The sequence below is a fragment of the Parafilimonas sp. genome (assembly GCF_051953455.1).
Lineage (GTDB): Bacteria > Bacteroidota > Bacteroidia > Chitinophagales > Chitinophagaceae > Parafilimonas.
Genome location: NZ_JBQCIT010000031.1, coordinates 299,684 through 313,063, shown reverse-complemented (window position 1 = coordinate 313,063; position 13,380 = coordinate 299,684). Strand labels below are relative to the sequence as shown.

The window sequence follows — 13,380 nt, the reverse complement described above, 5'->3', positions numbered from 1 at the left end:
TGTATTCATGCTCTTTTAATCATTGAATATTCTTGTCAGCATATCTTTATATAGATGTTTGCCAAATGTAACTGCAATAAAAAATCATTAAGCATTATAAAGCTTGTTTGTTTAGTTTTTGCATTACAGATGCAGGTTGCATATACCCAGGTTTGTGTGGATGATTATTTTGATGTAACCCTTAATACAAGTACTGTTCAAAGCATTGTTGAAACTATTTCCACGCCAGAAAATGAAATATTGGCTACCGGAAATGTTTTTCGCTATAATTCTTTACTTCAGGGTGGATGGCTTACCCGGTATTCTGCACAGGGTACTGTGCTTTGGAGCAAACAATACTATACACCAGCATTTAATTTTCTCAATTTTACTAATATCATTGCCGCAGATAATGGTACTTACTTAATTACAGGAAATATTGGGGATGTGGATACTACGGTGTGGCCCCTGGCGCATCTTTCAGAATATGGGTTATTGCTGAAAATTGATAAATATGGAAATATCCTTTGGTCTAAAATACTTTCAAACAGAATCAGGCAATTCGAGTTCTCAAACATAACTAATGTAGATAAAACGGAAGATGGGGATTTTATTTTGTCCATAAATTCTTTTTCTGTAAGACAATATGTTGTTGTGATGCGTATAAATAAAGAAGGAAATGTTATATGGACGTCCATATTAAATTCGCCGTCGGTCAATACAGGTTTTGGCGATGCCAAATTAAAAATTTTAGGAAATGGGAATATTGTTTTTGGTGGTAATGCTAACGTAATGGATGAAGATCACTCCTATCAAAGAAAAGGATACTATTTTAACTGCCTTAATGGTAAAACGGGAGAAATGTTATGGAATAAATTTTTTCTTGGCAGAGACACACTTTCTCTTAGCCAGGCTTTTTTAGGAGATATAGTAAGCATAACTGAATTACCGGATCGCAGTATTAGTTTTATAACTTCTTATGCCGCATCAGCGGTGCAAAGCGGCCTGCGCAAAACCAATGAGGTATTGAATTTTACTATAGACGAATCAGGTATTTTAAAAAGAGTTCTTTCTTATGCCAATCTTTTACCTCCCATATATGCATCTTCCGTTGCAGAATCGGGCAATGGCAGCCAGCTGATTTTAATGGATGATGGTGATGCACCTTATCTGGTAAATATAAATGCGCAAGGTGGCATTGTATGGCAAAAAGGATATGCATTAGTGGGCCGGGGCCAGGAAACGAAAAGCATTTTGCACATAAATGCCGGTAACTATTGGTTTTGCAATACCAATAATGGAGGAAGCAGAGATCCAAAGCTTATTAAAACCGATAATGAAGGCAATGTACCATGCATTGAAAGCCCTTCTTCTATATTGCAAAAAGACATTACACCGTCTTTTTTTATGCAATCTTTAAGTATAAAATTTGATCAAACACCAGGCACATTTGGTAATCTTTCTTTACCCGGTGTATATAATTATTCCATGCAAAGTAGCAGCTCATGCCGCATTGCATGCTGCAGCGACGTTACCGATACGGCAGATGAAGTAAAGCTATGTGATATATATTCTTACATTTTGCCAAACAAAGACACTATAAAGAACTCCGGCATATATACAACTACTTATAAAACAGCAAAAGGCTGCGACAGCATTGTTTACCAAAGTGTCGTTTTTAGTTTTACACCAGTAGCAAAACTTGGTGCCGACACATGTTTAGGTGAAAGAGATTCACTTATATTAAAAGCTGCGCAAGGTTATAATACATATACCTGGAACGGAGTTAATACATCCAGCTATAAATATGCAGTAAAGCAGCCTGGCGATTATACATTGCAAATAAAAAATGAATGCGGCATGCAGGGTGATACTATTAAAATTTTTAAAGAATGCCAGTTTGAAATTTTTATGCCTAACGCATTTACTCCCAACAGGGATGGGTTAAACGATTTGTTTAAAATACCCGGCCAAAACTATAATAGCTTAATAAACTTTTCCATTTACGACAGGTGGGGAAAGAAGATATTCGAAACTAAAAATATAAATGAAGGCTGGAACGGAATGAACAAAGAATATCCCGCCGCTGCAGGCACCTATATTTATGTTATTGTAATGAAGTCATTGGATAATAAAACTACTTTTACAAAAACAGGATGGGTGGTTTTAATAAGATAAATTATACTGCCTGTATAATGCGGGCCGATAGTTTTTTGTAATTCCTGAAATGAATACCTGCAATGAAACAATGCTATAAATTTTATCAGCCTCAGATGAAAAATATCATACTGTTAATTATCATGGTTGTTGTATCTGTTTCATGTAAACAGCAAAAAAATAAACAAGATGCAGATAAAGCGGGCGAAGAAAGAATGCTGGTGATATTAGATAGTATTACAAAGAAATACGGGAATGACAATCCCTATTCACCCCAATCTCAATTAACTTATTTTAATAAAGAGATTGAAAGGGTAGATACAAATGTGTACCGTAAAGCAGGAATGGAATACTATAAAGGGGGGGTGTTGTTACAGCTTGGCCGCGAAAAAGAAGCGATAGAAACTTTTTCTAATATAGCCGCTGTTCCAAAATTAAAGGGAACGGAAGTATATAAGCAAATGCTGCCGGATTATGCGCTTGCTTATATGCGTTATGGTGAGCGCGTCAATTGCATCAACCATCACATGGCGGAGTCATGTATATTCCCCCTGAAGGGACAGGGTTTGCACCATGACGAAACAGGCTCACAAAAGGCTATTGAATTATATAAAGAAGTACTCGCCAGAAACCCTGATGATTTGTCTTCAAGATGGGTGTTAAATATCGCCTATATGACATTAGGTAAATATCCTGCCAAAGTACCCAAAGCATTTCTTATACCAGATCTTGGCAAAGATACTTCAGGCATTACAGTGAAGCCGTTTATTGATGTGGCTTCAGATTTTAATTTCGATACTGAAAATGATGCAGGCGGCGTTATTGTTGATGATTTTAATAATGATGGTTATTTGGATATAATAACTTCTGATTTAAGGTTAGGAAAAGGGTTCATGCATTTTTTTAAAAATAATGCCAACGGTAGTTTTACAGACGTAACAACACAATCAGGCCTGAAAAAGTTTACAGGTGGATTAAATATGGTACAGGCTGATTATAACAACGATGGCTATACAGACATATTGGTTTTGCGTGGCGGCTGGCTTTCGGGCGAGTATGGCAAGCAGCCTAACTCTTTACTGCGTAATAATGGCGACGGAACCTTTACTGATGTTACCATTCAAAGCGGCCTCTTGTCTTTTCATTCTACACAAACTGCCGTCTTTAAAGATTTTAATAACGATGGATGGCTTGATTTGTTTATTGGTAACGAAACCACTGATTCTCATGACCCTCGGCCTTGCGAATTATATATGAGTAATGGAGATGGTACATTTACTAATCGCGCAAAACAGGCAGGTTGTGATGTTGTTGGCTATGTAAAAGGAGTGGCCTCGGGAGATTATAACAATGATGGATGGCAGGATATTTTTATTTCAACATATAATGGTATGAGGCTACTGCTTAAGAATGAAGGTGTGCAAAACGGGGGAGTGCATTTTGCAAATGCTACACACCAGGCCGGCCTGGATGATATATATGTAAAAACCTTTCCCACGTGGTTTTGGGATTATGATAATGATGGCTGGCTTGATATTTTTGTTTGCGGATATGATTGCGACAATTATCCTATTGCTTATATAACTGCAGCAGAAGCTTTAGGAAAACCTTTGCCGGATGCCAGCCAAATGTATCTCTATCATAATAATCATGATGGAACATTTACTAATGTAAGTGTTGAAGCAGGGCTTGATAAATCTGTATTTGCTATGGGCTCAAACTTCGGCGATATAGATAATGATGGTTATCTTGATATGTATTTGGGAACAGGCAATCCGGATTACAAATCCCTTGTGCCCAATAAGCTTTTTAAAAATATGGAAGGCAAAAAATTTGTAGATATAACTACGGCTGCACGGGTTGGTAATTTACAAAAAGGACATGGTGTATCTTTTGCCGACCTGGATAATGATGGCGACCAGGATATTTTTGAAGAAATAGGCGGTGCTTATGCAGGCGATGTTTATTACAACTCGTTTTATCTTAATCCCGGTCAGAATAATAACAAGTGGATAAGCTTGTCATTGGAGGGAACAAAAAGTAACCGTTCGGCAATAGGCGCAAGAATAAAAATATCATTTAAAGAAAATGAAATAGAACGAAGCCTTTATAGAGATGAAAATTCAGGAGGCAGCTTTGGCTGTTCGCCTTTGCGCCGGGAAATTGGCATTGGCCAGGCAACCATAATTGATGAAATAGCCATAACATGGCCATCTACAAACAAAACACAGGTTTTTAAAAATATTAAGCCCTGCCAGTTTTTAAAAATTAAAGAAGGCAGCAACGAAATTGAAACCATTCAATTAAAAGCATTTGATTTTGAAAAACAGCACAAGGAGAACAACATGAATATGATGGATATGAACGCAGCACATCATACGCATAGTAAGTAAAATATAAATTCAATATAGAGCCTGCAATTTTTATATTTCAGATAAAACTTCTGCCAAATAACCTGTCTTCTGTATGAGATTATTTTCAACACTTTTTTTTCTATCATTTTTTTTTCTTCTTTCCTGCAAAGAAAAACATGCTGAACAACTGTTTAGCCTGACAGAAAACTCAGGTATCAATTTTAATAATACAATAGTTGATGGTAATTATGAAAATGGTTTTTCTTTCCGTAATTTCTACAATGGTGGCGGCGTAGCAACCGGCGATATAAATAACGATGGCTTGGCCGATGTTTTCTTAACATCAAATCAGGGCGAAAACAAATTATACCTTAATAAGGGCGATTTTAAATTTGAAGATATTTCCGCAAGCTGCGGCATGAAACAAGATAGCATGTGGAGCACCGGAGCTGTATTTGTTGATATTAATAATGATGGATGGCTTGATGTTTTTGTTTGTAATTCCGGACATGTTAAAAACGGTAACCGTAAAAACAAACTTTATATAAATAACCACAACCTTACGTTTACTGAAGAAGCTGCAAAATATGGGTTGAACATTTCAGCTTATACAACACAGGTTTCTTTTTTTGATTACGATCTTGACGGCGACCTTGATTGTTTTATGATTGATAACAGCCCCATGCCTGTAAATATACTTGAATATGATAATGAAAGAGACTTGTCGCAGGACCAATGGCCGGTTGATGATTTTTTAAAAGGGGGCGGCAATCATTTGTACAGGAATGATAAAGGCCATTTTATTGAAGTAACAAAAGAAGCAGGTATCCATGGCACGCTCATAAGCTTTGGGTTGGGTGTTTCAGTTGGTGATATTAATAATGACGGATTTCCCGACATATACATCGCAAACGATTTTTATGAGCGCGACTATCTTTATATTAATCAGCAAAACGGCACTTTTAAAGATGAGATTGAAAGCTACATGCCGCATATAAGCTTTTCTTCAATGGGCGCCGATATTGCTGACATTAATAATGACGGTTATCCTGAAATATTTACTACAGATATGTTGCCTGAAGATGATTCCCGTTTAAAAACACTTGGCTCGTTTGATAATATTGATGTGTTTCAAAAAAAATTGGAGCAGGGATTTTATTATCAATACACAAAAAATTGCCTGCAGTTGAATAATAAAGACGGCAGCTTTTCAGATATTGCTGATTATAGTGGCGTATCGGCAACAGACTGGAGCTGGGGGGCGTTAATATTTGATGCAGACAATGATGGCTTGAATGATATTTATGTTTGCAATGGTGTGAATGGGGATGTTATTGATCTCGATTTCATGGATTTTTTTGCAAACGATGTTATCAGGAAAATGATGCTAACCGGCGAAAAGGCGAGTGTAGAGGAAGTGCTTGCCCATATTCCTAAAAATCCTTTAATAGATAAATGTTTTAGAAACGAGGGTAATTTAAAGTTTAAAGATGTTGGAAGTAAGTGGGGATTTACTCAACCGTCCTTTTCCAACGGCGCTGCTTATGCAGACCTTGATAATGACGGCGATTTAGATCTTGTTATCAGCAATATAAATCAGCCTGCTTTTGTTTATAAAAATAATTGCAGGCAGGTAAATAAAAATCATTACGCTGCTTTCTTTCTTAAGGGTGATAGCTTAAATACTTTTGCTGTCGGAAGTATTATTAAATTGTATGCGGGCAACCAGATTTTTGCACGTGATGTAATTCCATCGAGGGGCTTCCAGTCTTCAGTTGATTATAAACAGGTAATAGGTCTTGGTGAGATAGATAATATTGATTCGGCTATAATCATCTGGCCAGACAGAACTTACAGTGAATACACAAATCTTAAAACTGACAGTGTTTATACAATTCATAAAACAACAGAAAAAAATTACTACCATTTTTCATCCGCTGTAAATACTGCAAGACCTTTGTTCGATAGCTTAAAAAGTAATTTTGAAAGGCACGAAGAAGATAAATATATAGATTATCATTATGAACCTAATATTCCCGAAATGCTTTCGCGTGAAGGCCCTAAGGCTGCGGTAGGCGATGTAAATAAAGATGGCTTGGACGATGTATATATTGGCGGCACCAAAAAACAGCCCGGGAAGTTGTACATACAGCTGCAAGATGGTTCCTTTGTTAAAAAAGAAGTGCCCGCCTTTAAGCCGTTCTTGAATCTTGAAGACGGCGCTGTTTTATTTTTTGATGCAGATAAAGATGGTGATGTTGATTTGTTTATAGGCCCTGCAGGAAATAGCTATTTCCCTTTTGCTGAAGAATCGCGAAACCGGTTGTTTATAAATGACGGCAAGGGAAACTTTACGTTGAGCGCGAGGGCATTTCCATTGAATGGAATGAACACCAGTATAGCCGCCGCTTATGATTTTGACAAAGATGGTGATTTGGATTTATTTGTTGGTGGCAGAAGCGAGCCAAGGAATTATGGCGGCAATCCTTTAAGTTATATTTATGTAAATGATGGGAATGGCCATTTTACAAGTATGGATAAAACGGCAAATGCCGGCATTGCGAATATAGGCATGGTTACCGGTGCGGTATGGACTGATGTTACGGGTAATGCAGACAAAGAATTGGTTATTTGCGGTGAATGGATGTCGCCCAGAATATTTTCTTACAGCGGCAATCATTTTATTGAAATAAAAACAAATCTTCAAAATTTAAACGGGCTTTGGAAAACAGTAGCTGCTGCCGACATAAACGGTGACGGCAAAACAGATTTGATATTGGGAAATATTGGTGAAAATTTTTATTTGCGCCCTGGTCAAAAGAACCCGGTGAAACTATGGATGAATGATTTTGATCAAAATGGCAGTACAGATAAGATATTAACAAGAACCATTGAAAGCCGGGATATGCCGGTATTTTTAAAGCGCGATATGGAAGATGAAATTCCATTAATAAAGAAACAGAATCTTACACATGCCGCCTATTCCAAAAAAACAATCCAGGATTTGTTGCCGCCGGATATTTTAAATAAATCATCTGTGAAAATTTTTGATTATTGCAGTTCAGTGATTGCTATAAACAATGGTGATGGTAATTTTGAAATTAAAAAAATGCCACCAGCTATACAACTTTCAAGCACCAACTCAATTCTTATAAAAGATATTAATAAAGATGGATTGCCTGATATAATTGCTGGTGGTAACGAAGATAATTTTCCTCCGCAATTTGGAAGACTGGATGCAAGTTTCGGCACCGTACTTATTAATAAGGGTAAAGGAGATTTCGTTGTTGCCGATTCAAGACAATCCGGAATAAAAGTAAAAGGTGTAGTAAGAAGTATTTGTGAAATACGGGGCCGCGATAAAAATTTTATACTCTTTTTACGCAATAACGATTTTCCCGTTTTATACAATGCACATTAATCGTTTAAAATTAAAACTGATATATCTGCCAGGTAATAATCTCATGCAAAAAGGATCTGCGTTTTTTTTCATACTAATTGTTGCACTGCTTAATTGCAGGTGTCATAACGCTGACAATATACCCGCAGTTTTTGAAGTGTTGGACTCGCATAAAGCGGGATTGGATTTTTCAAACACACTCACGCCTACCAACCAGTTCAATGTTTTTCATTACATGTATTACTATAATGGCGGTGGGATTGCAGCGGGCGATTTTAATAATGATGGTAAGATTGATGTTTTTTTTGCTTCCAATCAGCAGCAGGATAGATTATACCTTAGTGAAGGCAATATGCAATTTAAAGATGTTACCACACAGGCGCAATTGCCAAACGATGGCGGATGGAGCACAGGCGTTTCTGTGGTTGACATAAACAATGATGGTTTGCTTGATATTTATGTTTGCCGCGTTGGAAGGTTTGAAATTTTAAAAGGCCATAACATCCTGCTTGTATGCAAGGGCATTAAAAATGGCATTCCTTATTATGAGGAAGAAGCCAAACAATATGGCCTTGATTTTTCAGGCTTTAGTACACACGCTGCTTTTTTTGATTATGATGGCGATGGAGATTTGGATATGTATCTTTTAAACCACTCTGTTCATCAAAACGGTACATACAAACCCAGGGATGTAGCATATGCTATCAAAAGCGATGTATCGGGTGATCGTTTATACAGGAATGATAATGGCCACTTTACTGATGTAACGCAGCAATCAGGTATAAACAGTTCTATTTTGGGCTATGGCCTGGGCGTTTCAATTGCCGACATCAACATGGATGGATGGCCTGATGTATATGTAGCAAACGATTTTCACGAAAAGGATTATTTATATATAAATGATCAGCAAGGTGGTTTTAAAGAAGAAGACTCTGCCAGGTTCATGCACACCAGCGAATATTCAATGGGTGTTGATATAGCAGATGCAAATAATGATGCCCAGCCGGAAATCATCAGTACGGATATGCTGTCGGATAACCCGGATATCCTTAAACGCTCTGAAGCCGAAGCGGAATATGATGTATATAAAATGAAAATTAAATATGGCTATAGTTACCAGTTTTCACACAATGCGCTGCAGTATAACCGGGGCAATGGTGTGTTTAGTGAAATAGGCCTGTATGCAGGCATTGGTGCTACAGACTGGAGCTGGTCGCCGTTATGGATAGATTTTGATAACGATGGCATGAAAGACCTTTTTATTTCAAATGGAATTCCAAAACGCTTAAATGATATTGATTACATAAACTATGTTTCAAACGATCAGATGCAGATGGATATAAGGTTGAAAAACCTTAATGATAAGGATATGATGCTCAGCAAAAAATTTCCTGAAATAAAGATCCCGAACAAGTTTTATAGAAACAACGGCTCATTCGCATTCAGCGATATCGCATCCGCAGTTAAAAACGAGGTATCAACTTTTGCCAATGGTGCTGTATGTGCAGATTTTGATAATGATGGCGACCTGGATATTATCACCAACAACATTAACGATGTTGCTACGCTTTATCAAAATAAGTCGAATGATAACCACGCTAAAGATTATATCGATATTAAACTCAAAGGCGCTCCTGAGAATATCAATGCTATCGGCGCAAAAATTATCGTATTTACCAAACACGATATAAGGACTTATGAAAATTCTTCTGTGCACGGCTTTATGTCCAGCACAGAAATCCCTCTGCATATCGGTTTAAAGGACGCGATTGTTGACAGTATAAAACTTATATGGCCTGATAATTCTTATCAAACATTAAACTGGAAGGCAGACACCGGTAAAATTCTCACCGTTAATTATGTGCCCGGTCTTCCAAAATATAATTATAAAGAGCTATCAGTATATACGGGCAATACGGGTTTGCCGGCAGAAGATATCACCAATATGGTTGGCTTAAATTATAAACATGAAGAGAATGAATTTCCTGAATTTGACAGGGAGCAACTGATACCCCACATGGTGTCAACAGAAGGCCCTGCATTGGCAGTGGCCGATATTAATCATGACGGGCTTGATGATGTTTTTATTGGTGCTGCTAAAAGGGCGAAGCCTGCACTATTTATTCAAAGTACAGCGGGAAAATTTAAAAAGATAAATACGCCTGGTTTAGACAGAGACAGCATATATGAAGGCGTTGATGCTTGTTGGGCCGATGTGAATAATGATGGAAATACAGACTTAATTATTGCAAGCGGTGGCGATGAATATTATGGCACAAGTGTAAACTTGCTGCCGCGTGCTTACCTCAATGATGGCAAAGGAAATTTAACACGCAGGCATGATGCTTTTGTAAACATCTATACAACCCAATCCTGTGTGGTTCCTTACGATTTTAATAACGATGGTTATATTGATTTATTTATTGGCGGAAGAGCCGTTCCCTTTCATTATGGCGCTGTGCCGCCTTCTTATTTATTAATGAATGATGGTACCGGCAAGTTTAAAGATGTTACTGCTGAATATGCAAAAGACTTATCAAAAGCCGGAATGGTTACCAACGCGGTTTGGTATGATATAGATAAAGATGGCGATAAAGATTTAATCGTTTCGCTTGAATGGGATGGCATTCTTGCTTTTATAAATGATAAGGGGCATTTCACTAAAAAATATTTAACAGATAAAAAGGGCTGGTGGAATTTTGTATTGCCTTATGATATAGACAATGATGGCGATATTGATTTGATTGCCGGTAACCTTGGTTTAAACAGCCGCCTGCAGGCAAGCGACAAGCAACCCGTTCGCCTGTACATTAATGATTTTGATGACAATGGTATCAGGGAGCAGGTTCTCACTTATTATCTTGCCAACAGGGAGTTGCCTTTTGCCAATAAAGAAGAACTCCAAAAACAAATGCCTTTTATAAAAAAGAAATACCCGCTTGCGGGTGATTTTGCAAAAGCATCGCTGAGTGATTTACTCTCTGAAAATAAAATGAAAGCTGCTGATACATTAACGGCAAACTGGTTTGACAATACAATTTTTATTAACGATGGTAAAATGAATTTCAAACCTGTGCCTATGCCCTGGCAGGCGCAGATTACAACTTACAGAACGGCTGCTGTTGTTAATGTGAACGGTGATAATCTTCCCGATATTTTATTGGGCGGAAATTACTATGACAACAATATTCAAATGGGCCGGTATGATGCAGATTATGGTACGGTTCTTATAAATAAAGGCAATGGAAAATTTATTGCTGAAAATATAAATGGCCTTATTGTAAAAGGGCAGGTGCGTTCAATTAAACCATTAAAGCTTGCAGGCGGTAAAGAGGCATATATTTTAGCGAGGAACAACGACAGCGTAATGGTTATTAATTTTAAAAGCCCGGTTAATAAGCCATAGAAATGTAAGTTTACATTATTGTTCAGTTCATTGTTTGCTATATGAAGAAAATTATAGTGCTATTATTCACTGTTCAGCTTTCGCTGCTTACCTTCTCCCAGGATCCCTGGATAATCAAAGCAGATAAAATTGATCCATCAAATTATTACGGTATTACGGTGGCTAATGGCATGATCGGTATCGTATCATCGCCCGAACCTTTTAAAGTAAAAGATGTAGTGCTGGCAGGCGCTTATGATTTATACGGACGTGGGCGTGTAAGCAATTTCCTGCGCAGTTTTAATTTGTTGAATATGTACCTGGAAATAGATGGCAAAAGGCTTGATGCAAAATCTGTTTCCAATTTTAAACAACAGCTGGATATGCAGCATGCTGCATTCACCACAAGTTTCGATTATGCTGATAAAGCTTCTGTTCAATACACGTATTATGCATTAAGGCAATTGCCTTATACCGTTTTAAGTAACATCAGCATCACGGCTAAAAAAGATATCAATATAACAGCAGCCAGCGTAATGGAAGCGCCGGATGCCTTGCGTGATGTAGAAAATTATTATAATGAAATCGACCGGCCGCATGTAACTATTTCATTGCTTACATCACAGGCAAAATCACCAACAGGTAAATTGCTGATGTGTGCATCCAATACCTTTTTATTTGATGAGCCGCATGGCAGCGAGCCAAAAGTGATTCATGAAATGTGGAATAACAATATGCACCTGATGAAATTTTCCAAAACCATTAAAGCCGGAACAACGTATACATACTCTATTGCAGGTTCTTCTATAACATCTGCGCAACATACCGACCCGTTGAATGAAGCCGAACGCATGACCCTGTTTGCAAAGCTTGAAGGAAAAGAAAGGTTGATGAATTTTCATAACAAAGCCTGGGATAGCTTGTGGACGAGTGATATTGTTATTGATGGTGATGCGCAGTCGCAGCAGGACGTGCACAGTATGCTATATCATTTATATGCTTTCTCAAGAGAAGGAACAAATTATTCCTTATCACCGATGGGTTTAAGCGGTTTGGGTTATAATGGCCATGTATTCTGGGACGCAGATTTATGGATGTTTCCCGCTTTGCTGGTTATGCATCCTGAACTGGCAAAGAATATGGTTGAATACCGTTATGAACGGCTGGAAGCGGCAAAACGCAATGCTTTCTCGCATGGTTATAAAGGCGCTATGTATCCCTGGGAAAGCGCCGAAACAGGTGTAGAAGAAACGCCGGTGTGGGCTTTAAGCGGCCCTTTTGAACATCACATAACAGCAGATGTGGCACTGGCCGCATGGAATTATTTCTGTGTTACACAAGATACGGCATGGTTGCGGTCAACAGGCTGGCCTATGCTTACATCCACAGCAGATTTCTGGGCAAGCCGTGTGGAAAGAAATGGCCCGCATCAATACGATATAAAGAATGTTGTAGCCGCCGATGAATGGGCCGAGAATGTGGATAACAATGCATTTACCAATGCGGCGGCCATCGCCAATTTAAAAGCAGCGATTGCTGCTGCCAACATTTTAGGGTTGAAATGGAATACAGACTGGCAAACCGTTGCAGACAATATCCCCATCTTAAAAATGCCAAATGGCGTTACGCAGGAGCATGCACAATATAAAGGTGAAGGCATTAAACAGGCAGATGCAAACCTGCTGGCATATCCTCTAAAAACGATTACAGATACAGCGCAGGTCAGTAAAGATCTTGCATATTATTCAACCCGTGTGCCCGATGAAGGAACGCCTGCTATGACGCAGGGAATATTTGCTTTGCTGTATGCAAGATTAGGCAATGGAGAAAAGGCATATCATTGGTTTAAAGACGCTTATGAGCCAAATCTCAACCCGCCCTTCAGGGTAATTGCTGAAACAAAAGGCGGTACCAATCCTTATTTTGCCACCGGTGCAGGCGGCATTTTGCAGGCTGTTTTAATGGGTTTTGGCGGTTTGGATATTACGCCGTCTGGTATTGTTCAGATAAAGACGGCTTTGCCAAAACAATGGAAATCTATCACATTAAAAGGCATCGGCATTGATAGAAAAACGTACGTCATAAAATGACCGATGATACACGAT

5 protein-coding genes are annotated in these 13,380 nt (G+C 38.2%); all 5 read left to right on the top strand.

What is annotated here, in order from left to right:
- Positions 1–129 precede the first annotated feature (129 nt).
- Positions 130–2,157: a gliding motility-associated C-terminal domain-containing protein gene (locus tag ACTHN6_RS13095; RefSeq protein WP_440436219.1), complete on the top strand. Its 2,028-nt coding sequence runs from the start codon at positions 130–132 to the stop codon at positions 2,155–2,157.
- Between the two features lie 95 nt (positions 2,158–2,252).
- Positions 2,253–4,529, top strand: a complete 2,277-nt coding sequence (locus ACTHN6_RS13090) for an FG-GAP-like repeat-containing protein (protein ID WP_440436218.1) — start codon at positions 2,253–2,255, stop codon at positions 4,527–4,529.
- 73 nt (positions 4,530–4,602) lie between these two features.
- A complete protein-coding gene (locus tag ACTHN6_RS13085) occupies positions 4,603–7,911 on the top strand; it encodes an FG-GAP-like repeat-containing protein (protein ID WP_440436217.1) in 3,309 nt (1,102 codons plus the stop codon).
- Between the two features lie 43 nt (positions 7,912–7,954).
- Positions 7,955–11,296, top strand: coding sequence for a VCBS repeat-containing protein (locus tag ACTHN6_RS13080; RefSeq protein WP_440436216.1), 3,342 nt, complete (start codon positions 7,955–7,957; stop codon positions 11,294–11,296).
- Positions 11,297–11,337: 41 nt separating this feature from the next.
- Positions 11,338–13,365 (top strand): glycoside hydrolase family 65 protein, encoded by a 2,028-nt coding sequence (locus ACTHN6_RS13075; protein ID WP_440436215.1) that lies wholly within the window; start codon positions 11,338–11,340, stop codon positions 13,363–13,365.
- Positions 13,366–13,380 lie beyond the last annotated feature (15 nt).

Coding starts and splice junctions, on each gene's coding strand:
- ACTHN6_RS13095 (WP_440436219.1), top strand. CDS start 130: ATGCAGGTTGCATATACCCAGGTTTGTGTGGATGATTATTTTGATGTA.
- ACTHN6_RS13090 (WP_440436218.1), top strand. CDS start 2,253: ATGAAAAATATCATACTGTTAATTATCATGGTTGTTGTATCTGTTTCA.
- ACTHN6_RS13085 (WP_440436217.1), top strand. CDS start 4,603: ATGAGATTATTTTCAACACTTTTTTTTCTATCATTTTTTTTTCTTCTT.
- ACTHN6_RS13080 (WP_440436216.1), top strand. CDS start 7,955: ATGCAAAAAGGATCTGCGTTTTTTTTCATACTAATTGTTGCACTGCTT.
- ACTHN6_RS13075 (WP_440436215.1), top strand. CDS start 11,338: ATGAAGAAAATTATAGTGCTATTATTCACTGTTCAGCTTTCGCTGCTT.